Source organism: Dialister hominis (assembly GCF_007164725.1).
Lineage (GTDB): Bacteria > Bacillota > Negativicutes > Veillonellales > Dialisteraceae > Dialister > Dialister hominis.
In genome coordinates, this window is sequence record NZ_AP019697.1 from 1,767,410 (window position 1) to 1,790,509 (window position 23,100).

The window sequence follows — 23,100 nt, forward strand, 5'->3', positions numbered from 1 at the left end:
CAGTATATCATAATGATTCTTTATTGGCTATAAATTTCATAGGTTTTTTGCCGCTGATTCTTTCCTTCCAAAGTAAATAATCAACGATGCGTGCTGCAGATTTGCCGTCGCCATATGGATTGACTGCTTCTGCCATTGCTTTGTATTCTTTTTCATCGGTAAGAAGCTTGTACGCCGTCTGGAATACTTTTTCCTCATCCGTGCCGACTAAGCGGACCGTGCCGGCTTCGACGGCTTCGGGTCTTTCGGTCGTGTCGCGAAGGACGAGGACCGGTTTCCCGAGGCTCGGCGCCTCTTCCTGGATTCCGCCGGAATCGGTGAGGACGATGGCAGCGCGCGCCATGAGGTTTGTGAATGGTTCATATTCCATCGGGTCGACGAGATGGATGCCCGGAACTCCTTCGAGTTCTTCGGAAACAGCTTCGCGTACGAGCGGATTCCTGTGAACCGGGAAGACGACTTCCGTATCCGGCACGGATTCCACAAGGCGGCGGAGCGCTCTGTAGACGTGGTGCATGGGGTCGCCCAGGTTTTCTCTTCGATGCGTCGTCACGAGGATGACTCTCTTGTGTTCTTCAATGGCTTCGATTTCCGGATCTTCGAAATGGTAATCCTTCTTGACGGTTGTAAGGAGCGCGTCGATGACGGTATTGCCTGTTACGAAAATGGAATCATCGCTCTTGTTTTCACGGAGAAGGTTCTGACGGGCTGTTTCTGTCGGTGCGAAGTTCACATTAGCAAGAACGCCTGTCAGCTGGCGGTTCGCTTCTTCCGGGAACGGGGAAAGAAGATTTCCCGTGCGCAGGCCTGCTTCGACGTGTCCGATGCGGATCTGCTGGTAGAAAGCGGCAAGAGCGGCCGTGAAGGTCGTCGTCGTGTCGCCGTGGACAAGGACGTAATCCGGTTTTTCCTTCTTCAGTACATCTTCCAGGCCGCGGAGGACGCGGGCGGTGATGTCATAGAGAGACTGTCCGCTCTTCATGATGTCGAGATCATAGTCGACAGGCAGTCCGAAGAGGTCGACGACCTGATCGAGCATTTCCCTGTGCTGGGCGGTCAGGCAGACCTTGGTATCAATTTCTTCATGCTTCAGCAGTTCCCTGACAAGGGGCGCCATCTTGATGGCTTCCGGTCTGGTGCCGAATATCGTCATTACCTTTAACATATCCCTTATCTCCCTTGATTCCGGTCGCCCGGATTTATTTCAGTGCCGGCTTTTCTTCCGGCCCTTTCGACTTGGATTCTTTACCCTTTTCTTCCTTTTCCTTCTTCATTTTCATCTGGTAAGGGGAAGGAACGATTTCCTTCATGACCCCGAGTTTCCTTGCCCAGAGGATGAAGAGGATGAGAGCAGCTGCCACGATGGCAATCCCTGCCCAGAGGCTCAGGTGGATGACAACGAGAGCGATGCAGGAGAAGAAGGCGGTCAGTGCGTACATGATGAGGACAACCTGCTTCTGATTGAGGCCCTTGGCAAGGAGCCTGTGATGCAGGTGGTTCTTATCCGGCGAGAAAATCGGAACGCCGCTGCTCTTCCTGCGGACGATTGCAAGAAGCGTATCCGTGATCGGCACGGCAAGCGCAACGAGCGGAACGATCAGGACGGCAGCCGCAGCTGTCTTCATAGATCCCATGACGGAAACAGCCGCAATGATGTAGCCCAGGAACATCGAGCCCGTATCTCCCATGAAAATCTTAGCCGGGTTGAAGTTGTACTGCAGGAATGCCAGGCATGCGCCGGTCATGGCGACCATGGCTGCCGCTGCTGTCCACTGTCCCATCTGGAAAGCCAGAAGGGCGATGGCAATGGATGCGATCGTCGCAATCCCGGCAGCAAGGCCGTCGAGCCCGTCGATCAGGTTCACCGTATTGATGAAGCCGATGATCCAGAAAATCGTAAGCGGGATGGAAATGACAGCCGGCAGGTAGACGATGCCATGCCATGGCACATTGATCCAGTCAATATTGATGTTGAAAATCACGACAGGAATCGCTGCCGCAATGATCTGCCCCAGAAGCTTGACCTTCGGGCGCAGGGAAACGACGTCGTCCGCAACGCCGACAATGATCAGGAACGTAGCGCCGGCCATGATGCCGACCATCTCATACGTAAAACCGATCGTCGTGATCGCAGAGACCATGAAGCCCGCGTAAATCGCAAGGCCTCCGAGCCGGGGTACCAGCCCGTGATGCACCTTCCTGGCGTCAGGCTTGTCTACGGCTCCGATGCGGATGGCGAAGTTCTTCACGACAGGCGTCAGTACGAACGTGACGGCAAGCGCGACAAGAAACGTGAACGCATAAGCGAACAACGTAACACCTCCTAAAAAAGACATTTCAAGTCCATTCTACCACAGAGCGCGGTCAAGAGAAATGAGAAAAGCATACGCTTTTTAAATTTCTTTTTCCAAAAAGACAGGAAACATCGGATTTCATTTGCCTTTTCTCCTATCCATGAATACCGCTTTCCCGATAAAATCATAGCATGTAATGTAATTTCGATAATTCTTATCAAATTCTAATTGAAATATATTTTCAAAATCGAAAATTATATGATATACTCTCTTTGAAGGCAAATCCGGATGTACGGATCCTGATTTGTCCTCACAATTAGCAGCCTCTTACGTTTCTCACATAAGAGGTTCACTCCTTATATCCCTTTTCCTTTGTTTTATTTTTGGGGACCGGCGCGAACCGGTCCTCTTTTTCTTTGTCCAAAAGTTGATGAATCCTTCTTCCCATAACCTCCCCGTCATTGTTTTCGCTTTCTGATTGATGAATATGGATTTCTTTTATTTATTATTATCTACTATGTATAATATAAAGCAGGGATGTAAAAGAAATGCAAAAGGGCTGCAGCAGAATGTGAAATCATCCTGCTGCAGCCCTTTCTTTTATTCTTCTATGCCCATATGTTTCAGGACTCTGTCCATGAAAGCGCGGAAGAGGGGGTCCATGGTTTCCGGGTCCATGTTTTCCGGATGCCACTGGACGGCGGCAAGGAGGTCGCCTTCTTCGCTTTCGACGGCTTCGATGACGCCGTCTCTTGTCCTTGCGGCCGGGCGGAGGCCCTGGGCGAGTTTCTTGATGCCTTCTCTGTGGCGGGAGTTGACGTAGAGGCCCTCGCCTAAGATGTCCATCAGTCTTGTATCTTTCTCAACTTCGATATAGTGCGTCGCGATATTTCCCGGTGCTCTCTGCATGTGCTGGATGAAGGCGCCTGAATTCTGCGACTGCATGTCCTGCCAGAGGGTGCCGCCCAGAGCGACGTTCAGGATCTGCAGGCCGCGGCAGATGCCGAGGATCGGTTTTCCTGCCTTGATGCATGCCTGTATGAGGTCGATTTCGAACTTATCTCTCTTCTCATACGTCGGCCCGATGCTCCAGATCGGATCTTCATGGTAGAAGCGCGGCGTCGGATTCGGGCCGCCTGGAAGGACGAGGGCATCGAAGGTGCCGACGAGTTCTTCTGCTTCCGCATAGTCATTGTATGGAAGGATTACGGGAAGGAATCCATTGCGTCCCAGCGCGTCGATCAAAGGTCTTGGCGCATAGTCCGCCATTTTCTGATTGATTGGCTTCATTTCAGCCAGAAGTGTATCGGCCGTAACGGCCACGATTGGTTTTCTCATTTTAACCTCCGTTCCCTTGTAGGGGGCTTTTCCGTTCATTATACAGCAAAACGAAGAAAATGAAACTATAACTTGCGCAACAAAAAAGGATGCACCGCAAATCGTGTGCATCCTTTTCCCGCTTCTTATCAAACCATATCCAGATTCTTCGCAATCTGGCCAAGAACGCCCTTGAAAACTTTCAAATCGCTCTCTAATACGCCTTCATAGAAGGACTGGTCGAGTGTCTTGGCAGCCTGCAGGCTTGCCTTTTCGACCTGTTTTGCCTTCTCGGTCATGTACAGTCTGTACTTTCTTGCATCTTCCGGCACGCGTTCCTTGCGGATCAGGCCGTTGTCGATCATGGATTTGACCATGACAGTAATGGTCGGATTCGTCAGGTGCAGATGTTCTTCCAGTGTCTTCTGGGTGACAACATCTTTTTTATGCGTGGAAAGGTAAGCGATAATCAGCGACTGACGTGCGGTCAGGCCGAACTTCTTCATGATGCCCGACTGACGAAGAAGCATACGCTTGTGCACCTGCCCCAGGTTGTAGGTCAGCCCCAGCTTGTCGCTGTTGTTCAGATCTTCCGCTCTTAAATGAATCTGTTTCTTCATAGCTCTCACCCTTTCGATTATTGATTAACGCTCCATAAGGATAGGTATCCGGTCATGCGCTCTGGTCCATAGTCATGTAAATATGCAAATCATTCTTATAAAACAATTGCAATTATTATACTACGTTCCCCCGAATTAGAAAAGGCGGATTTCATGATTGTCATGAAGTCCCCTGTCACCGGGCCCGGCTTTTGTCAGGCATTCCACGATAATTCTATGGGATCCGAGGCAACGGGAAGACCGCTTTCCGTAACGGTCCACCGGTCATCACGGCCGATTTCAGCGGAATACTCATGTTGACCCATGCGTATCTGAAAATAAACACGTCCATTCGATTCCCTTCTATAGACTGAGAACCGGTGATCCGTGACGCGGCAGCTTCCCTGCCAGACGACGTTCATGTTCTGCCGGATGATCAGAAACATCCTCGCGCCTTCTGTGTACTCATGAAATTCCGTCAGACGGCCGAAACCGTCATTAAAGAAAAACGTAGTCTCCTGCTTTCCCGTCCCGTCTTCCGTGAAGAGTGAACGAGTGCTGAATTCCTGATTTCCTTTTTCTTCCAGATCGTAAGCGGAATGAGCAATCACCGCCCTGTCCCCCGCCGCTTCTGCCTGCGTCCCGGCTGCTGCCAGGCCAAGTATTAGCACGATGCTCCATACACAGCGAAATTTCATGCATACCTCCTGCATGATTGGTATATAAGTATACTGTATATATTATAAAATATCGAACGCGCTATAGGAAGAAAAATATACGATTTATTCACAGCGGATAAAAACCGCCAGAACATAGCTATCTATTATATATTTCACGTTTTCTTGTAATGGGGTATAAATAGATTTTATACAATGTGAAATCCTTTTGCACGTGATATCCTGCATCTTGCCCCTTGATCGTTGACAAATTTAAATTTCCCTAAATTGAGTCATTGTCAACACGGTCAATTCTGTCATTCTCAAAATGTGAGGCGCATCTGGTACCAGGTGACATTCCCGTGGGAGGAGTTTGATTTTCCTTCATTTTCAAAGCCGAACTTTGCGTAATAGTGAATGAGCTCTTCTTTGCAGGTGAGAACGATTCCTTTCCTGCCCTGTTTTTTCGCGTCTTCTTTCATGGCTTCGATGAGGCGGCCGGCAAGACCAAGTCTCCGATAGGATGGGAGTGTGTTCAGCCCGAATATCATCTGCCAGTCCCCCGCTTCATCATGGAGGGAGGCATCGGCATACATCTCATCCCTAAGGTCTTTCTCATTTGTCACCATGCCGTCAATGAAGCCGGTCAAAATTCCGTCCGCATAAAGAAGGAAGAAATGGGAAGGATAGACGGAAAGGCGCGCAGCGATTTCTTCAGCCGTGGCAGCTTCTGCCGGCGGAAAGCATGCAGTCTCAACGTCCGCTAAATCCGCGGCATCGTCTGCTTTCCCTTTTCTTATCATGATTTCCATCATTCATAACCTCCGCCAAACATTAATACATCTCGTATTATAGGTATGTATTCAGATACCCCATGGGTTATAATATACGTTTCATTTATATTGTATAAAATTTTATTATATCGCTTATGAATTTTTGCTATTAAAAATCATCCATTTTGAGTTTGTGGGTTTGTGCTTTCGTCACTCAAATTTCTCTTTGTGTGACGTTCCGTCAAAAGGTAAATCAATGGTACGACGACGAGTGTCAGAAGCGTCGAGGTTGTGAGACCACCGATCAAAACGACGCCCATGGACTGGCGGAGCTCTGCGCCGGCGCCAAGGCCGAGGGCGACAGGTAGCATGCCGAGGATGGTCGAGAGTGTTGTCATGCAGATCGGACGAAGACGGAGCGAGCACGCTTCAAGGATCGCAGACTTCACATCCTTGCCCCTGTCTCTTGCCTGGTTGGCATAGTCGACAAGGAGGATGGCATTCTTCGTGACAAGGCCGAGCAGCATCGTGAAACCGATGAGGGACATCATGTTTGCCGTCTGGTTGGCCAGAAGGAGCGCAAGCACGGCACCGATGACCGCGAAAGGAAGACTCATCATGATGACAAGCGGCTGGCGGAAGCTTTCAAATTCTGCACCGAGCACCATGTAAATAAGGATGATGGCAAGGATGACGGCTTTTGCAATTTCTTTGAAGACGCGGCCCATCATGTCCGAGTCGCCGATCAGCTTGTAATTGTAGCCGATTTCCATATTCATATCCGGAATAATCTTGTTCTGGATTTCACTCAGCAGTTCACCGGAAGAAATGCCGGCAGCATTCGCATAAACGGCAATCTGTCTCTGGCGTCCTTCGCGGCCGATACGGGTCGGGCCCGAGGAGAGCGTGACATCGGCAATATCACCCAGGCGGACGAAGGTGCCGTTCGTCGTGGAGACGCGAAGGTTCTGCACGTCGGAAAGCGTCCTTCTGTCGTCCTTTCCCATCTGGAGGATGATATCGTAGTCATCGTTTCCGATCGTGTAGGAATGACTCGTGCTCTTGCCCTGGAAGGCATACTGCACGACTTTGCCGACTTCTGTATTATCAAGGCCCAGCTGGCTTGCCTTGAGCTGATTCAGGCGAACAACGATTTCAGGCTCCGGAGAGATGCCGACGACTTCGACATCCGTTGCACCCGGCACCTGGCGGATGCGTTCGGCAAGATCGTTCGCATACCCCGTCAGTTTCTTCAAATCACTTCCGCGAAGGCCGATCTGGACAGGACGCGGATCATTGCGGCCGCCCTGGTTTGTGACGACACCGACCTGCATCGTGCCGATGTCCGAGAATTTATTTCTAAGGTCTGCCATGATTTCCGTCATGGAGCGGTCTCTTTCATCGAGCGGCTTCAGCTTGATATTGATGCCGCCTTCATTGACAGGCGTTCTTGTGCCGCCCAGCCACATAGAAGAAACGCGGACTTCCGGCTCTTCCAGAATCGTTTCTTCCAATGGCTTGGACCATTCCTCCATCTGGAGAAGGCCCACGCCCGGAGGCGCTTTCAAGTTGACACGGAATTCACCCGAGTCATAGACAGGCTGCAGCTCAGTCCCTACGAACGGGATGAGGAGCAGGTTGAAACCAAGCGTTGCCACGGCGATGAGGACGATCTTCCACGGACGCTCGACGGCATACATCATGAAACGGTTATAGACAAGACGGATTCTCTCAAACCCGAAATTGAACTTGCGAAGGATCATGCTGACGATTCTCGGCCGTCCCTTGGTACTCACATCAGGAAGCTTCAGCCAGTAGGCGGAAAGCATCGGCGTCAGTGTATAGGCGCAGATCGTCGAGAAGACGACGGCGCAGGCGACGGTCAGCCCGAACTGCTTGAAGTACTGCCCGATTGTCTCACCCATGCTGCCGATCGGCACGAATACCGCCAGAAGGGACATGGATGTGGCAAGGATGGCCAGCATCAGTTCCTTCGTCGCATCGGCAGAGGCAATCTTCGGCCGCTTGCCGAGCTCCATGTGGCGGAAAATATTTTCAACAAGGACGATGGCATCGTCGATCAAAAAACCCACGGCCAGCGAAAGGCCCATGAGGGACATGTTATTCATCGTGAAATCGAGCGTCCGCATCAGGAAGAAGGTCGAGATGACGGACACAGGGATGGCGAGGCCGCCGATGATCGTCGCGCGAAGGTCCCCTAAGAAGAGGTACGTGATGAGGAGCGCGAGGAACCCGCCGAAAATGATCGTGTTCCATACGTCCCCTACGTTCTCGCGGATGAAGAGGGACTGGTCATTGATGATATTGACTTTGATATCCGGAGGGAGGTCGCTCTTCTCGATGGCAGAGAGCTCTTCATTGACGCTGTCGATGACATTGACCGTATTCGTCCTCGACTGCTTCCTGACAGACATGAGGACAGACGGCACACCGTTCGTGCGGGAGTACGTTTCTTCGTCTTCCCAAGCATCTTCGACATCAGCGACATCGGTCAGGTAGACCGGCTTCCCGTTGATATTGGCCACGACGATGTTCTTGAAATCATCGATCGTATTGAGCTTGCCCATCGTGCGGACGGTAATTGTATTGTGGTCGTCACGGATCTTGCCGCCCGGGGTATTAAGGTTCGCATTATTGACCTTGGCCAAGATTGTCTGGAAAGAAATGCCGTATGCTTTGAGCTTTTCCGAATTGACATGCACCTTCACTGCGCGGTCGGATGCACCGTGGACATTGACATCAGCAACGCCCTCGACCATCTGCAGGCGGTCGACGACGGAATCATTCAGGAGGCGGCGGATTTCCCCCGTACTCCTTGTGTCCGAAGAAAAGGAATATGTAGCGACAGGGCTTGATGCCGAATCGAAACGCGCAACGACTGGTTCATCGATGTCGTCAGGCAGACGTTTCCTCACGCCTGCCACTTTTTCGCGTACTTCGGACGCCATCTGTCTTGGATCCGTACCAATCTCAAATTCCAGCACCGTCTGGGAATATCCTTCACGGATGGTGCTGGTGATCGTCTTGATGCCAGAGACCTGGCTGATGCGGTTTTCTATAGGTTTGGTGACGAGCGTCTCCATTTCCTCCGGCGCCGTGCCTTCGTAGGTGACGGTGACGGCGACGAGCGGGAGATCGACGTCCGGATAGAGGTCGACGCCAAGCTTCGGGTACGACCACAGCCCGAATACCACGAAGACCAGGATGAACATGGTCGTGAATACGGGCCTGTTGATGAATGTCTTGATCATAGGCTCCCCCTGAAATCAGCCTTCGCCTGATACTTTGACCTGGCCGCCTTCCTTGAACTTATTCTGTCCTCCCGTGATGACCTGGTCCTTCTCTGAAAGGCCCGACAGCACTTCGACAAGATTCTCTCCGATATAGCCCGTCGTGATGACCTTCCTCACGGCGTGGCCGTCTTCAATGACGTAGACCGTCCTCTGGTCGTCTCTCATGACGATCGCAGACATCGGAATCGTCAGCGCATTGTCCTTCGGGTTCGCCGTGAGCGTCGTATCGGCATACACGCCGCCGCGGAGCCTTCCATCCGAATTGTCTACGGAAACTTCCGCTTCAAACGTGCGGGCAGGCAGCGTCGCCACCGGGCTGATCCTTGTGATGATGCCCTGGACAGTCTTATTGTCCCCGCTCATGGACGGGATATGGATCTCGACAGGATTTCCGACAGCAATGCTCTGGACGTACCCTTCCGGCACATCTATCTTGGCAAGGAGCGTCGAAATATCTGCAATCTGGAAAAGGGCTGTGCCGACCTTGGCATAGTAGCCCTCCTGATAGTACCGTTTCTGGATGATGCCCGGACGCGGCGTCGTCACCCTCGTGCCGCCTGCCTGGGAGTCTGCGGAATTCAGATTTCCCTGTGCTGCATCCAGCTTGCCCTTCGCATTCTCCAGGGCGAACTGCTTATTGTCGAGGCTTTCCTTGGAAATAGCGCCTGCTGCGTAGAGCTTCGTATAACGCGCAAGATCTGCCTGCGCTTTTTCATAATCCGTCTTGGCATCCGCATAGAGCCCTTTGGCATTGAGAAGCGATGCATCCGTATCTGTCCGGTCAAGGATGGCAAGGACCTCGCCCGCGCTGACAGCATCGCCTTCATTGACGAGCACCTGTTCGATGCGTCCGTCCACCTTGGCGGCGACATCTGCCTGCCAGACAGGATCAAGCGTCCCCGAGAAGCGGAACTTCGGGACGATCGTCTTTCTCTCAGGATAAGCCGCCGTCACGACAGCGACCTTCTCCTTGCCGCTTCGGTTCGCCTCGGCTTTCTTCGCCTGGATATTCGCCCAGACGCGCCAGCCGATCAGCGCCAGAATGACCGCGCACACGATGAGCGCAATCGTTGTCTTTTTATTCTTAAAGTCCATGGTCATGCCTCCAGTCAAAAGGCAGCAGCCCGGAGCTGCGAATGCATCAGTTTTATTTATTGTACTATACAAGCCCCTTCTTCCATAGAAGGAAATGGAAATTATTCCATAAAGATTCCATGAAAAAAGAGGATGCACACTTTTCATGCACATCCTCTTCTATTAATTACTGATTACTCTTCGTTACCTCTCCAGATTAAGGGGTGGTACGTTCTTGACTGGCTGGGGAGCGCCCGGTGCCGGAGCATCCTCTTTGGGAGCTTCAGCGGGCGGGGTTTCCGGGACAGATGGAGCAGATGGAGCGGAAGGAGCGGATGGCGCGCTGCCATTTCCTTCGGATGCTTTCTTCTGTTCTTCTACGATGCCCATGAACTGTTCGCCAGTGATGGTTTCCTTTTCATACAGGAATTTCGCAAGAGCATCGAGTGTTCTTCTGTTGTTTTCCAGAATCTGGACAGCCTTTTCGTACTGCTTCTTGATGAGGGCAGATACGGCTTTGTCGATTCTTGCCTGAGTTTCAGGCGAGCATGCGAGTGTCGTGTCTCCGCCGAGGTACTGGTTCGTGACGGTTTCCATAGCGACCATGCCGAATTCATCACTCATGCCGAAGCGTGTGATCATGGCTCTGGCAAGGCGGGTAGCCTTTTCGATATCGTTGGAAGCGCCGCTTGTGGATGTATGGAATACGACTTCTTCAGCTGCGCGGCCGCCGGTCAGGGTAGCGATCTGGTTTTCCATTTCTTCCTTGCTCATGAGGTAATGGTTGCCTTCTTCGACCTGCATCGTGTAGCCGAGAGCGCCGCTTGTACGAGGAATGATTGTGATCTTCTGGACAGGAGCGGAATGTGTCTGCATGGCAGCCACGAGAGCGTGGCCGATTTCATGGTATGCGACGACGCATTTTTCCTTGTCTGTCAGGATCGCATGCTTCTTCTGGTAGCCTGCAATGACGACTTCGATGGATTCTTCCATGTCTTCCTGCGTTGCGACTTTTCTGTGGTCGCGGACAGCGCGGAGGGCTGCTTCGTTCACGATGTTCGCAAGCTCAGCGCCGGATGCGCCGGAAGCCATGCGCGCTACTTTGTCATAATCAATATTCGGAGCTGTCTTGATCTTGGCAGCATGGACCTTGAGGATTTCCACGCGGCCCTGAAGGTCTGGGAGGACGACCGGCACCTGGCGGTCGAAACGGCCCGGACGGGTCAGTGCGGGGTCGAGGGATTCCGGACGGTTTGTTGCCGCCAGAATGATGACGCCTGTGTTTTCTTCGAAGCCGTCCATCTCGGTGAGGAGCTGGTTCAGCGTCTGTTCACGTTCATCATTGCCGCCGATGGAGGTCGCGCCTCTCTTCTGGCCGATGGCATCGATTTCATCGATGAATACGATACATGGTGCTTTTTCCTTCGCCTGCTTGAAGAGGTCTCTGACCTTGGCTGCGCCCATGCCGACGAACATTTCTACGAATTCAGAACCGGAAATGGAGAAGAACGGTACGTTCGATTCCCCTGCGACTGCCTTGGCCAGCATGGTCTTGCCTGTGCCTGGCGGTCCGACGAGGAGGATGCCCTTCGGCATCTTCGCGCCGATTTCCTTGTACTTGGACGGATTGTGGAGGTATTCGACGACCTCCTGCAAGCCTTCCTTCGCTTCATCTTCACCGGCTACATCGGCAAAGCGGATGCCGTCTGTCGGTTTGACGAAGATCTTCGCATTGGATTTGCCGAGGCCGAACTGCATGGCTCCCGGTCCGCCTCCCATGTTTTTCATGAGACGCTTATTCATGTACTGGCCGATCCAGAAGAAAATCAGGATCGGGAGTACCCAGCTGAGCAGGATGGAAAGGATCGGGTTCATCTTGTCCACGATCTGTCCGGTGAATGTGACGCCGGAATCATGCAGACGGCTGACGAGCTGCGGGTCATTCATGAGAGCTGTCTTGTAAGTCTGCTTCGTGTCGCCCTTTTCCGTAAAGAGGATCTGGTTCTCATCCACTTCGACCTTGTCGATCTTCTTCTCATCCGTCAGGTTCATGAATGTCGAGTAGTCGACTTCCTTCACCTGCTGTTCACGCCATGCAGGCATGACCGCGGAGTTGAACAGAATCACCAGAAGGAAGATGATGACGTAGTACATCAAGACTGGCTTCTTCGGTGATTTCACCTCATTCATATTATTCATGGCTTTCCTTCTTTCCTTTACCTTCCACACCGAACAGGAATATGGTCTCCCAATAATCCGCCATCATCGCCGAAGCGATCCGGCCCCGGCTTTCTGCTTCAAACAAAGCGGCCATCTCGCCGCCGAAAATTTCCGCCATCACAGCGGCCGGCACATCGACGCGGAATTCGCCTCGCTGCTGGCCCTTCAGGAAAAATGCTCTCATCCTGTCGTCATACGAGCAGCGGCATGTGTCCACGCAGCTGTCGCCAGGAAGAGCCGAGCGGCAGAGGAACATCAGGTACTCGCGGTTGTCGCAGCACCAGCGCATCATTTCCGAAAGCGCATTGCGGCTCGTGATATCCTTCTCCGTAATGGCAAAAAGGCCTTCGACGACCTCTTCAGCCCTTTCCGTCAGGATTTCTTCTAAATGGTCTTTGGATGAATACACCCTGTAGAATGTCGCTTTGCTGATCCCGGCCGCCGCTGCCAGATCCCTGGCAGAGCCTCCCGGTTTCGTACAGAGCGCGGAAGCCAGCTTCTTCAATTCGTTTTCTCTGGTCCCCGTTTCCATAAAACACCTCTCTCATTTGCAACTATACTGTATCAAATAAGACACTTCTGTCTTAGATGAGACAATCATATCATACACATTGAAATGAGTCAATAGTGTCTCATGTGAAACCTGAGAGTCTTTTTTGAGACCCTCAGCTCTTGATGTGGAAGAAGTCTTCTGTGTTCTTTTTCGCTGCTTCGAGAAGCGGATCGAGGCGCACCTGCATGTACCTGGCAAGCGTTTCTGCCACGTAGGTAATGTTCTGCGGCACGTTCGTCCTTGGCAGGTGGTAGCCCCTCGGTGTGAGGTACGGCGCATCCGTCTCGATCATCACGCGGTCCAAAGGCAGGATGGAAACAGCGTCCTGCAGAGTCTCCCCGCGCCTTTCATCGCAGATCCATCCCGTGATGCCGATGTAGAAGCCCATATCGAGGAAGCGCTCAAGCGTTTTCTTGTCCCCCGTATAGCAGTGGACGATTGCACGGCGGCAGAGATCCTCATGGCCCTTGAAGCAGGCAATGAAATCATCCGCTGCATCCCTTTCGTGAAGGAAGAGCGGCTTTCCCGTTTCCTCAGCCACATCCAGAAGCTCTTTGAAGAAATGGATCTGGTTCTCCTTCTTCGAATACATGTGATCGTAATCAAGGCCCGTCTCTCCGACAGCCACGATTTTCGGATTCGTCATGACAAGCTCTCTGACGCGCTCAACATCTTCTTCCTTCGCCGTATCGGCGCTGTGCGGATGGATGCCCGCCGTGCCCCATACGTCATGATTTTTCACAAAATCTGCCACCAGCTCATTCTCACGCGCTTCCGAGCCGGTCAGGATGCAGCGCACCCCGGCCTCTTCCGCATTCCGTATGATCTTCTCCGGGTCCGGGAAGGAACGGGTGAACAGGTTCAAACCGATATCATAATATTTCGTTTCCATAATTCCTCCTTTTTTATTATTTTACCATGACATGAGGAAATCGTAAGAAACAGAGCCTTGCCGATTTGTATGGAAATAAAAAAGAACTGCGAGAAATGGTCATCCCATCTTTCACAGTCCTTTTATTATAAACTACTTATCATCTTTCTTTTCATCCGGCTTCATTCCCACATGCTTGTTTTTGCAGGGGTGCTTGTCCGAGCTCAGATTTTCAAGCTTCTGCTCGCGGTCATAGAGGGTTACATAGTGCAGGTTGCCGTAGAATGCATTGTGGCGCAGGCGCCCGATGGTTTCCACTTCCCTCACTCTGCCGTCCTTCGTGACGATGCGGTGGTTGACGAAGTGAATATTGTTCTTGTTCTTCTCAAGATGCGTCTGTCTCTTGATTTCCGAGCGGACATACTGGAGGTCTTCGGTATAGATGAGCTTCCAGACAGTGGTCCTGGTGTACTTCATGAAATCGTCCCAGTCCGTGCATCCGAAGAAATCGATGGCCATGTGGCTCGCAAAGAGAAGCTTGCCGCTCTTGTCTGCCTTGTAGACGATCATGGCACCAGGCATGCCGTTTGCCATATCGCTCAGGTTGAAGCCGAACTGGAAACGGTGGCGGAGTTCCGTCAGGGAAGAATCAAACTTCCTCCAGCCGGACTTGCCGTCGATCTTCGCGCCGTAGAGGGCGAAGTCTGCCTTGATGCAGAGGTTGCCGTAGTTGCTTCCCTGTTCAGGGTATGCAGCGCAGCCAAGCGACGAAGTGAAATGGATTTCCTTGTCGTTGAAACCGAAGATATGCGGTTCTTCCGTGAAGCGGCGCATATCATTGAAAACGCCTTCCTTATTATTGTAAGGACAGAAGATGACGAATTCATCGCCGCCGTTTCTGGTGATGATCGCATTGGCGCCGAAGATGCGCTTCATGTCGCGGACGAAGGTCTTCAGTGCAAGATCCCCTGCCGAATGACCGTAGACGTCGTTGATGATTTTGAAATTATCCACGTCGACGGCAATGACCATCGCCGATTTTCTCGGGTTCGTACGCAGGTACTTGTCGACGGCGATGTCGCCGCCCTTTCTGTTGAATACGCCTGTCAGCGCATCTGTCTCGCCGATGAAGCGGAGACGCTTATTTCTCTGCCAGAGCCATGCAATGATGAATGTGGTGATGAGGCCTGCCCATGTGGAAATGAAGAGCAGCCAGAAGTTCACCCATCCGCCTGTCGGATGCATGATGAGGCGCCATTCGTCCCCATCGACGGTGCCGGAGGACTGGATCGTGCTCCATGCATCGATCGCCCTGTGCGTCGAGTTCTGATTCGTGTCGATCAAAGTGTACTCGGACTCACCATAGCCTTTTCTCATCAGCGTATAGACGATGCCCATCTGGTCGAGGCGGTCGATATTCGCCTCGTGGACGAGCTTATCCTGGTCGACTGCTACCACGATGTAGCCCCAGAAGGATTTATCGGCAGTCCTGTCCATGAAAACAGGACGGACGACTGCCATACCCGTCGTGCCGTCTGCCATAGGAACGCCGGATTCAATGACGACGACATCCTGCGCTCTTCCATAAGCTGCGCGCTTGGCAAACTGGTTCTCTCCGAAAAGGTTGAAACCGGAAAGCACACTGCCGCTTTGCGGATAGATTGGGCGCACCTGTCCGTCCGGCGCCGTCTGGATCTCTATTTCACGCAAAGACTGGCTCATCGAGTAGAAGTAGAGATTACACATGTAATCCCCCGGGGGAAGTCCCCTGTTCTCCATCAAATGGTCCTCGATGGCCGCTGAAATATTGATATACCTGTCCATGGCGCGGTTCAGACGCAGGATTTCTGCATCCGCGATCTGCTGCATCCAGTTCTGTAGGGTTTTTTCCTCCTGGACATAGAGAGCCCAGTCGAAGACAATCGTGCAGAGCAAGCCGATAATAATGATCGGCAAGTAAAAGAAGAAACGAAACCTTTTGAATTTGTCCATTTCTCTATTCTCCGCTTGTCAATTTATCAAAAAGGAATACTCCGTATTGCTGAAATAATAAACAAAAAATATACTGATTTATTGGAAAATATTATATCAGTTTTTATCGAAAATTGCTATATGTTAGATTTTCTTCGATAAACTCTACTATGCTTAAAATTTTATAGATTTCTATCAATATAGATTTGAGTTTATTGTTAGTTTATATTTGGAAATAGTATGAATTATTATTGATTTTCATAATTTTTGTAAAATCGTATTCACTTTTCTGAATTCGCGATATATAGATTTCTCGCGTTTTCCGGGACTTAATGAAAATTTTTAGCGCTTTAAAGCATTCCCTGAAAACTCCGGTTTCTTCAAGCTTTATCGCAGCTTTGAGAGTGGGACTGGAAATTTTTCACAAAAAATGATATGATTACTTAGTAATTGAATATGCGGGTGTAGTTCATCGGTAGAACGCCAGCTTCCCAAGCTGGACAGGAGGGTTCGACTCCCTTCATCCGCTCCATGAAAAGCCAAGGAGGGCCCGACGGGTCCTCTTTTTTCTGTTATATCTATCTCGCAATTGTTCAAAAATAAATTGTTAACTCTTTATTCTTTGAATCTGATGAGAAAATAGGTCTACAATTCTTGTCAGCCCTGGAAAATATACTTTTTCTCAAAGAAATGAGCAAAAGCTGCTCCTTTTCTCCTTACAGAAATTTGACAAAATTTTTCTTGACACTCTTCGGTGATAGATGTACACTACTTTTATAGGAGAGCACTCCTTAGAGCATTTCCATAAGTACATAAGAGCGACAAGGGCGTCCGGCAGAGCAGTGCCGGACGCCCTTCTTCGTGGGGCAGAGCGGTCCGCTTCGTGCGGAAGCTCTGCCCCCTTTTCTTATGTAAAGCTCTGTTTTGCTATAAGGAAAAGTTATCCATTTCTATCAAATCTATCTATTTCATTTACAGGAGGCTTGCAAAATGAGAAAGGAACATGATTTTCTGGGAGAGAAACTCGTACCTGATGAGGTATATTACGGCGTGCAGACGATGAGAGCCATGGAAAATTTCCAGATCACCGGCGCGCAGCTTGACCCGGATTTCATCCAGTCCATGGCTGTCGTCAAAAAAGCTTCCTGCCTGACCAATCTGAAGACAGGACGGATGGATCCCGTAATCGGGGACGCCATCATACGCGCAGCGGATGAAATCATCGAAGGAAAACTGCTCGACCAGTTTCCTTTGGATCCCATCCAGGGCGGCGCCGGCACATCCGTCAATATGAACATGAATGAAGTCCTCTGCAACCGCGCGCTCGAACTACTCGGCTATCCGAAGGGCCGCTATGACATCATTTCACCGAACAACCATGCAAACATGGCGCAGTCGACGAACGATGTCTTCCCGACCTCGATCAAGGTCTGCCTCGTCAGGAAGGCATACCGCCTGATGGATGCGCTTTCTTCCATGGCAAAAGGCTTCGATGAAAAGGGAGAAGCATTCAAGGACGTCATCAAGATGGGACGCACGCACCTCCAGGACGCTGTGCCGATCACCCTTGGCGAGGAAATGGATTCGTATGCCGTTGCCGTGCGCCGCGGGATCCGCCGCATTTCCCTTTCCCTTTCTTCTCTGGAAGCGCTCAACATGGGAGGCACCGCCGTCGGCACCGGGCTCAATGCAGAACCGGAATACATCCGCCTCTTCCCGGAAATCCTTTCCCGGCTGACCGGCTTTTCCTTCAAGACAGCGGACAACCTGATCGACACGACGAATACGACAGACTGCTTTGCCGATGTCTCCGGCGCGCTCAAGGTCGTTTCCCTTTCCCTCATCAAGATTGCCAATGACATCCGTCTCATGGCATCCGGCCCGCGCTGCGGCCTCAATGAACTGAAGGTGCCCGCCCGCCAGCCCGGTTCCTCGATCATGCCAGGCAAAGTCAATCCGGTCATTGCCGAAGTCCTCGACCAGACCTGCTACCAGGTCATTGGGAATGACCTTACCCTGACACTGGCCGTCGAAAACGGGCAGCTCGAACTGAACGTCATGGAGCCGGTCCTTTCCTTCAACCTTTTCCACTCCTTCCTCTACCTCACGAATGCAGTCACCACATTCACTGAGAAACTGCTGAAGGACCTCGAGGCGGATGAAGAGCAGTGCAAGAGCTGGGTCGACCACAGCGTCGGCGTCATCACAGCGCTCCTCCCGCATATCGGCTACGAAAAGTGCGCCGCGACTGCGAGGGAAGCTTACACGACAGGACGGCCCGTGCGGGAAATCCTCCTTGCAAGGAAGCTCCTCTCTGAAAGCGCGATCCAGAAAATTCTCTCGCCCTATGAGATGACCCATCCGGGCATCGCAGGCGGCAAGGACGCGCTGGCCCGGTAAGACTTACGAATCATTGATTCATCGTATATAATAGAATAAAAATAAAATAAAGGGGGATGTGACAAAATTCATCCCAACAAAAAGGGCTCTGCCCCGGATCATTTGGTCCGGGGCAGAGCCTTTCGTGTTATAATTTTTTACAATGAAAAATAACAACACTAGCAATCATTTTACCGCAGAACAAGGCATTTTGCCAATGTTTCCCTCTGAGATTCTCAATGTCGATGATCCTGTTTTAATGTATGACAGATTTATGGAGGAAATCGATCTTAAAAAGTACCTTCGTTACATACCGACGCGTGGCGCTGGCAGACCCAGGTATAATCCCGTCAACATGCTGAAAACGATCATCTATGGTTTCGCAGAAGAAGGATATTGCTCTTTTAGAAAACTTGAAGATAATTGCAGGGTTAATATCAGATATATGTACCTGATGAATTATGAAGCCCCATCCTATCGGACATTCTGTCATTTCGTGAAGGGCTTTCTTAAGTATTCTCTCAAGGATATCTTTTATTCAATTACGAAAGAACTCTGCGGCAAACTCAACGTGGATTTGCAGCATATATATATTGACGGTTCCAAGTTTGAAGCGAACGCAAATAAATACAGCTGGGTATGGAAGAAATCCGCTGAAAAATCCCGCTACAAGCTTTTTGCCAAGATTACCAGCCTTTTTGAGTTACTCAATGATGATCTTAAGTATGACCATATGAGTGTAAACATCAATACAGAATACGCTCCGGACTATCTGCGTCTGGTATTGGATAAATTAAAAGAAATCTGGCAGATTGATGAGACGGCCTTTGTTCATGGAAGCGGGCATCGCAAGTCCGATCATCAACGCAAGTATGAGCAGCTTAAGGCATATACATCAAAACTTGAAGAATATGTTGAGAAGATACAGATATGCGGTACTTCCAGAAACAGTTATTCGAAGACCGATACGGATGCAACATTCATGCGAATCAAGTCGGACTACATGGGAAATGATCAGCTTCTGCCTGCATACAATGTCCAAATAGGTGTTGCCGATGAATTTATTGCCGTAATTGATGTTAACCAGTATCGTTCAGATATGGATTGCTTCGTACCGCTGATGGAGGAATTCCACGAAGTCTATGGGGCTTATCCTAAGTATCCTGTGGCAGATGCAGGATATGGATCTTTCAACAATTACATCTATTGCGAGCAGCACGGTATGGAAAAGTATATGAAATTCCCCATGTACAAGAAAGAAACGAAAGACAAGAAATACCATACCAATCCGTTTCGGCCAATAAACTTTAGAGTTGATGAGAATGGAACCATCCGTTGTCCAAATGACAGGGCTTTCAAATTTATCTATAGACATCTGGTCAGAGGGAACTTATACGGCAGGCAGGAGGAAGTATTTGAATGCGAAGACTGCCAAGGATGCCCGCTGGCAGAGCAATGTAAAAAGACCCCGAAGAACAAAAGAATCTCATTGAGCAGAGAACGGAATAACATGTACCAGGAGGTTCAGGATAATCTGGAAAGCATCCATGGAGCCCTGCTAAGAATGAACCGGTCAATCCAGGCTGAAGGAACTTTTGGAATCATGAAACATGACAGATGGTACAAAAGAATCGTCAGAAAAGGGATAGATTCTGTAAAAGCCGAGTTATACCTGGTAGCACTTGGCTATAATTTAAGGAAATACATCACAAAAATAATGCGTATAAGGATTGCCGCCTAAGACAATATAATTAAAAGTCTTATGGGGGTAAGGGGGCTTACGCGCATTTTTACGTAAAAGGCTTACAGCAGAGCTAAAAATGATGAAATAAAGACGCAAAAAAGAGGCTGCAACAAAATGATTAACCATTTTGTCACAGCCCCTTTTATTGTGTATCGTGCATTACGGTTTGCACTTTTGAACGAAAGTCATTAAAATAATAACCATACTTCCGAAAGAGACAAGAAAAGAGGGGAATTCATGAAACTACGCGATAATCACCATATCGTACTGACCACGCCGGACATCGACCGGTGTCTCCGCTTTTATCATGATGTCCTTTCCATGGAAGCGCATGAAAAAGACGGGCAAATCTGCCTATACTTCGGTTCCTGTGAAATCACGCTGAAAGAAGGACTGACGGACTTTGCTCCGAGCGCTGTGCGCATAGGCATCATCAATCTCTGCCTCATCACGGACGATCCAATGGAAGACGTGCTCCGCGAGCTGGAAGAACGCCATGCACCGCTTGTGACCGGCATCGTCGATAGAAACGGCGCCCGCGGACCGATGAAGAGCATCTACCTCATCGACCCGGATGGAAATTTCATAGAAATCGCACGCTATGCGGACAAGACGCTCCGCAAGAAGCCGCACTTTATAGATGAGGACGAGCTCGCAAGCGAATGAGCCCGTCCTGTTTTATTGGGAAAGGAACACTATGACACCTCATCAGGCCAATCTGTTTTTCATTGCCGAATACGTCCTCACCATCCTGATCCTCGCCTTCTTGGCATACAGGAAGAACGCATTCGACTGGAGAAAGACCATACGAAGGAAAACATTCATCAAAAGGATGCTCTTCCTTATCCCCGTCGCCCTCATTGCCATCGGCATCATGACAGCGGCTTATCTGCTCCAGCTGCCGCAGATGACGACGCTCGTCATCATCACAGGCGCGCAGCTCTTCCTGACGCTCATTGCGAACGTCATCCTCTTCTCCTCCTGGTTCCAGCGCTACCGCGTCTACCCCAGGGGAAAGGAACTCGCCGCCGTCGTCGTCCTGATGTACGCCGTCGCCGACCTCTTCATGCCCTCAGGCATCAAGTACGGCGTCCTCGTCGTGGGCATCCTCGTCGGCTGCCTCCTTCCGGACTCATGGAAAGTAGACGACTAAAAATCCCCATCATCTGCAAAAAAGCATCTCCTCAAAACGCGCAGCTGCCGCGCCGGGGAGATGCTTTTGTCTTTGATAATACACATAAAAAAGTACCTCGTCGCCAACGCGTAGCGAATAACGCGTCTATGGTGACAGAGGTACCTTTTGAAGTCAGTATAAAAGAAATGGTGACAAATATCAAGAGACCATTTTACTGGATGACGTAGGTGCCGTTGTCTTCGAGGGTGCCTTTGAGACCGAAGAGGGCAGCTGCTTCGTTGGCATTAACGTAGAGGGAGCCGCCTTTGGAGATGCCCGGTGCTCTTCCGTACTTGGTCCTGACCTGCTGCCAGTTCGGGGACCATTCGGCACGGACGCCTGCCGCATTGGCGACGGGCATGACGGGGATGTAGACAGCGCCGTCTTTGCCGAGGGCCTTGTCGGAAAGCTTCGTTCCTTTGACGTAAAGGTCGTAGACTTTGGCGACGTAGTTCGGCTGGCCGTCGGAGGATTCGATGGCTTCCCTGACCTGGTCTTCATTCACGAAAGCAGAGGCGCCGTAAGGAGCGAGCTTATTTTCGATATCCTTGACGGTCAGCGGTTCTCTGTGGTAACCGTCGGGATAGACGTAGTAGGTCAGCGTCTTGTCCGGCTGCACGTGGATGACGACGCGTTCGTAGATGATGTCGACGGGAATGCCTTTGACAATGTGCGCATAAAGGTCTTCGACGTCTTTTTCATTGAGGCGGACGCAGCCATGGGACGCATAGGTGCCGATGGCAGAGGGGACGTTTGTCCCGTGGATGCCGTAGTTGCCGCCGATGCCGATCCAGCGGTAGCCGATCGGGCAGTCAGGGCCGGATGGGATTTCCACTTCCGGATGGTCCGGATCGATCCATGTCGGATTGATTTCCATATCGACGACTTTTCTTCTGCCGACAGGCGTCGGAGAGTCAGGCTTGCCTGGAGCGACCGGGTACATGCGGATGCCCACGTCTCCCTGATAGAGCGTCAGGAGGCGGCTGGCAAGGTTGATTTCTATGCGCTTGTCTTCAAAGGCAGGCTTCTTCTTTCCTTCCTTTTCGGTCGTTTCTGCCTTGGTCTCTGCCTTGGCCGGCGTGATTTTGACCTGGACAGGCGCTTCTTTTTCAGGCTCTGCCTTCACTGTCTCTGCGGCAGGCGCGCTGGATGTGATCGTAACAATGGGAGCCGGCGCTTGCTTCCCCTTACTGGATGCCGGAGTCTTGGCCTCAATCCCGATGACGGGCGAGAGCGCGATCACGATCGATGCGGCCAGAATGATTTTCTTCAGCAATGCAATTTCCCCTTTTTATGAAAACCCTTCCCGGGTATAAAGAAACGGATGGATTCCATGTCTTGCGACATATTGACAGGATACCGCAAAGGCGGCCCCGTGTCAAAGGAATGCATCCGTTATTTTTCTGTCAGAAATGAGGCCCTCCCGCGTGGCGTTTCTCACGCTCGCCGGTAAGCTCCTCAAGAAGGTTCGGCGGTGTTTCACTCTTCCACACCCAGTCAGGCGCTGCTTCTCCAGCCCTTTCCTTCGCCGCTTTCAGGTCGTAGTAGACCTGCCACTTGGCTTCGACGAGTTCATGGCCGGCCTGGCGCAGGAGGTAGGCCGGATGGAAGGTCGGCATGACGGGTATCCCGTGGTAGTCGATCCAGTGTCCGCGCGAACGGACGATGCCCGCGTCTCTTCCCAGAAAGAAACGGAGGGCGACTTTGCCAAGGCCGATGATGACCTTCGGCTTTACTTGCCGGATTTCTTCAGCAAGCCATATGGATCCGCAGAAATGGCCTTCCTCGATCGTCGGCGTGCGGTTGCCGCGCGGGCGGCACTTCACGATATTCGTCACATAGACATGGTCGCGCGTGATGCCGACGGAGGCGAGAGCTTTGTCGAGGAGCTGTCCCGACGGACCAATCAGGGGTCCGCCGTAATCATCTTCCACACGCCCGGGGCCCTCCCCGACGATCATGAGCGGAGCATCGGCCGGGCCTGTCGAAAGGACGGGGCCGAGGCCTCCCTCATCACGGAGATGGCAGCGATGGCAGGCTTCGATGGCGCGTTTGATTTCCTCATGCGACGCATACGACATCTGCCTTTCCCTTGCCAGGCGGTCTTCGGGATCCTCATGTCCGAATAAATCCATAATATTTCCCTCTTTCCAAGGTCAGG

18 protein-coding genes and 1 tRNA gene are annotated in these 23,100 nt (G+C 51.2%); 5 read left to right on the forward strand and 14 right to left on the reverse strand.

Features of this window, described 5'->3' with window-relative positions; genetic code table 11:
• Nucleotides 1-7: 7 nt before the first annotated feature.
• From wecB to Dia5BBH33_RS08255, 12 genes are all read right to left on the reverse strand, one after another.
• Nucleotides 8-1,165 (reverse strand): non-hydrolyzing UDP-N-acetylglucosamine 2-epimerase, encoded by a 1,158-nt coding sequence (gene wecB, locus Dia5BBH33_RS08200; protein WP_143332742.1) that lies wholly within the window; start codon nucleotides 1,163-1,165, stop codon nucleotides 8-10.
• Between the two features lie 34 nt (nucleotides 1,166-1,199).
• Nucleotides 1,200-2,312 (reverse strand): glycosyltransferase family 4 protein, encoded by a 1,113-nt coding sequence (locus tag Dia5BBH33_RS08205; protein WP_022382463.1) that lies wholly within the window; start codon nucleotides 2,310-2,312, stop codon nucleotides 1,200-1,202.
• Nucleotides 2,313-2,894: 582 nt separating this feature from the next.
• Entirely contained in the window at nucleotides 2,895-3,632 is a 738-nt protein-coding gene (locus Dia5BBH33_RS08210) for a gamma-glutamyl-gamma-aminobutyrate hydrolase family protein (RefSeq protein WP_143332744.1), read from the reverse strand.
• A gap of 128 nt (nucleotides 3,633-3,760) precedes the next feature.
• Nucleotides 3,761-4,231, reverse strand: coding sequence for a MarR family winged helix-turn-helix transcriptional regulator (locus Dia5BBH33_RS08215; RefSeq protein WP_022382465.1), 471 nt, complete (start codon nucleotides 4,229-4,231; stop codon nucleotides 3,761-3,763).
• A gap of 194 nt (nucleotides 4,232-4,425) precedes the next feature.
• Nucleotides 4,426-4,908 (reverse strand): hypothetical protein, encoded by a 483-nt coding sequence (locus Dia5BBH33_RS08220; RefSeq protein WP_143332745.1) that lies wholly within the window; start codon nucleotides 4,906-4,908, stop codon nucleotides 4,426-4,428.
• A gap of 281 nt (nucleotides 4,909-5,189) precedes the next feature.
• On the reverse strand, nucleotides 5,190-5,678 hold the full coding sequence (locus Dia5BBH33_RS08225) for a GNAT family N-acetyltransferase (RefSeq protein WP_370797049.1): 489 nt from the start codon (nucleotides 5,676-5,678) through the stop codon (nucleotides 5,190-5,192).
• Nucleotides 5,679-5,815: 137 nt separating this feature from the next.
• Nucleotides 5,816-8,911 carry an efflux RND transporter permease subunit gene (locus Dia5BBH33_RS08230; RefSeq protein WP_143332746.1) on the reverse strand — a complete coding sequence of 1,032 codons (3,096 nt, stop codon included), beginning with the start codon at nucleotides 8,909-8,911 and terminating at the stop codon, nucleotides 5,816-5,818.
• A gap of 15 nt (nucleotides 8,912-8,926) precedes the next feature.
• Nucleotides 8,927-10,048: an efflux RND transporter periplasmic adaptor subunit gene (locus Dia5BBH33_RS08235; RefSeq protein ID WP_162501780.1), complete on the reverse strand. Its 1,122-nt coding sequence runs from the start codon at nucleotides 10,046-10,048 to the stop codon at nucleotides 8,927-8,929.
• Between the two features lie 183 nt (nucleotides 10,049-10,231).
• Nucleotides 10,232-12,226, reverse strand: a complete 1,995-nt coding sequence (gene ftsH / locus Dia5BBH33_RS08240) for an ATP-dependent zinc metalloprotease FtsH (RefSeq protein ID WP_232518034.1) — start codon at nucleotides 12,224-12,226, stop codon at nucleotides 10,232-10,234.
• Nucleotides 12,219-12,779, reverse strand: coding sequence for a TetR/AcrR family transcriptional regulator (locus Dia5BBH33_RS08245; RefSeq protein ID WP_143332748.1), 561 nt, complete (start codon nucleotides 12,777-12,779; stop codon nucleotides 12,219-12,221). Before Dia5BBH33_RS08245 ends, ftsH begins: the two co-directional genes overlap by 8 nt.
• Before the next feature lie 133 nt (nucleotides 12,780-12,912).
• A complete protein-coding gene (locus Dia5BBH33_RS08250; RefSeq protein ID WP_143332749.1) occupies nucleotides 12,913-13,692 on the reverse strand; it encodes a TatD family hydrolase in 780 nt (259 codons plus the stop codon).
• Between the two features lie 132 nt (nucleotides 13,693-13,824).
• Nucleotides 13,825-15,663: a diguanylate cyclase gene (locus tag Dia5BBH33_RS08255; protein WP_143332750.1), complete on the reverse strand. Its 1,839-nt coding sequence runs from the start codon at nucleotides 15,661-15,663 to the stop codon at nucleotides 13,825-13,827.
• A gap of 437 nt (nucleotides 15,664-16,100) precedes the next feature.
• Between Dia5BBH33_RS08255 and Dia5BBH33_RS08260 the strand changes: the two genes are divergently transcribed.
• The 5 genes from Dia5BBH33_RS08260 (at nucleotide 16,101) to Dia5BBH33_RS08280 (ending at nucleotide 20,918) form a co-directional block, all read left to right on the forward strand.
• Nucleotides 16,101-16,174 (forward strand) — tRNA-Gly (locus tag Dia5BBH33_RS08260).
• Nucleotides 16,175-16,632: 458 nt separating this feature from the next.
• On the forward strand, nucleotides 16,633-18,042 hold the full coding sequence (locus tag Dia5BBH33_RS08265) for an aspartate ammonia-lyase (RefSeq protein WP_143332751.1): 1,410 nt from the start codon (nucleotides 16,633-16,635) through the stop codon (nucleotides 18,040-18,042).
• Between the two features lie 142 nt (nucleotides 18,043-18,184).
• The gene (locus tag Dia5BBH33_RS08270) at nucleotides 18,185-19,762 is read left to right on the forward strand and encodes an IS1182 family transposase (protein WP_143332102.1); all 1,578 of its coding nucleotides are present in this window, start codon (nucleotides 18,185-18,187) and stop codon (nucleotides 19,760-19,762) included.
• Nucleotides 19,763-20,002: 240 nt separating this feature from the next.
• On the forward strand, nucleotides 20,003-20,431 hold the full coding sequence (locus tag Dia5BBH33_RS08275) for a VOC family protein (protein ID WP_143332752.1): 429 nt from the start codon (nucleotides 20,003-20,005) through the stop codon (nucleotides 20,429-20,431).
• Nucleotides 20,432-20,462: 31 nt separating this feature from the next.
• Nucleotides 20,463-20,918, forward strand: coding sequence for a hypothetical protein (locus tag Dia5BBH33_RS08280; protein ID WP_143332753.1), 456 nt, complete (start codon nucleotides 20,463-20,465; stop codon nucleotides 20,916-20,918).
• Nucleotides 20,919-21,111: 193 nt separating this feature from the next.
• Here the strand turns inward: Dia5BBH33_RS08280 and Dia5BBH33_RS08285 are convergent, their stop codons facing one another.
• Together Dia5BBH33_RS08285 and Dia5BBH33_RS08290 are read right to left on the reverse strand one after the other, a co-directional pair.
• The gene (locus tag Dia5BBH33_RS08285) at nucleotides 21,112-22,215 is read right to left on the reverse strand and encodes a L,D-transpeptidase (RefSeq protein WP_162501781.1); all 1,104 of its coding nucleotides are present in this window, start codon (nucleotides 22,213-22,215) and stop codon (nucleotides 21,112-21,114) included.
• Between the two features lie 130 nt (nucleotides 22,216-22,345).
• Nucleotides 22,346-23,074 (reverse strand): uracil-DNA glycosylase, encoded by a 729-nt coding sequence (locus Dia5BBH33_RS08290; RefSeq protein ID WP_143332755.1) that lies wholly within the window; start codon nucleotides 23,072-23,074, stop codon nucleotides 22,346-22,348.
• Between the last annotated feature and the right edge of the window lie 26 nt (nucleotides 23,075-23,100).

Coding starts and splice junctions, on each gene's coding strand:
- wecB (WP_143332742.1), bottom strand. CDS start 1,165: ATGTTAAAGGTAATGACGATATTCGGCACCAGACCGGAAGCCATCAAG.
- Dia5BBH33_RS08210 (WP_143332744.1), bottom strand. CDS start 3,632: ATGAGAAAACCAATCGTGGCCGTTACGGCCGATACACTTCTGGCTGAA.
- Dia5BBH33_RS08215 (WP_022382465.1), bottom strand. CDS start 4,231: ATGAAGAAACAGATTCATTTAAGAGCGGAAGATCTGAACAACAGCGAC.
- Dia5BBH33_RS08220 (WP_143332745.1), bottom strand. CDS start 4,908: ATGAAATTTCGCTGTGTATGGAGCATCGTGCTAATACTTGGCCTGGCA.
- Dia5BBH33_RS08225 (WP_370797049.1), bottom strand. CDS start 5,678: ATGGAAATCATGATAAGAAAAGGGAAAGCAGACGATGCCGCGGATTTA.
- Dia5BBH33_RS08230 (WP_143332746.1), bottom strand. CDS start 8,911: ATGATCAAGACATTCATCAACAGGCCCGTATTCACGACCATGTTCATC.
- Dia5BBH33_RS08235 (WP_162501780.1), bottom strand. CDS start 10,048: ATGGACTTTAAGAATAAAAAGACAACGATTGCGCTCATCGTGTGCGCG.
- ftsH (WP_232518034.1), bottom strand. CDS start 12,226: ATGAATAATATGAATGAGGTGAAATCACCGAAGAAGCCAGTCTTGATG.
- Dia5BBH33_RS08245 (WP_143332748.1), bottom strand. CDS start 12,779: ATGGAAACGGGGACCAGAGAAAACGAATTGAAGAAGCTGGCTTCCGCG.
- Dia5BBH33_RS08250 (WP_143332749.1), bottom strand. CDS start 13,692: ATGGAAACGAAATATTATGATATCGGTTTGAACCTGTTCACCCGTTCC.
- Dia5BBH33_RS08255 (WP_143332750.1), bottom strand. CDS start 15,663: ATGGACAAATTCAAAAGGTTTCGTTTCTTCTTTTACTTGCCGATCATT.
- Dia5BBH33_RS08265 (WP_143332751.1), top strand. CDS start 16,633: ATGAGAAAGGAACATGATTTTCTGGGAGAGAAACTCGTACCTGATGAG.
- Dia5BBH33_RS08270 (WP_143332102.1), top strand. CDS start 18,185: ATGAAAAATAACAACACTAGCAATCATTTTACCGCAGAACAAGGCATT.
- Dia5BBH33_RS08275 (WP_143332752.1), top strand. CDS start 20,003: ATGAAACTACGCGATAATCACCATATCGTACTGACCACGCCGGACATC.
- Dia5BBH33_RS08280 (WP_143332753.1), top strand. CDS start 20,463: ATGACACCTCATCAGGCCAATCTGTTTTTCATTGCCGAATACGTCCTC.
- Dia5BBH33_RS08290 (WP_143332755.1), bottom strand. CDS start 23,074: ATGGATTTATTCGGACATGAGGATCCCGAAGACCGCCTGGCAAGGGAA.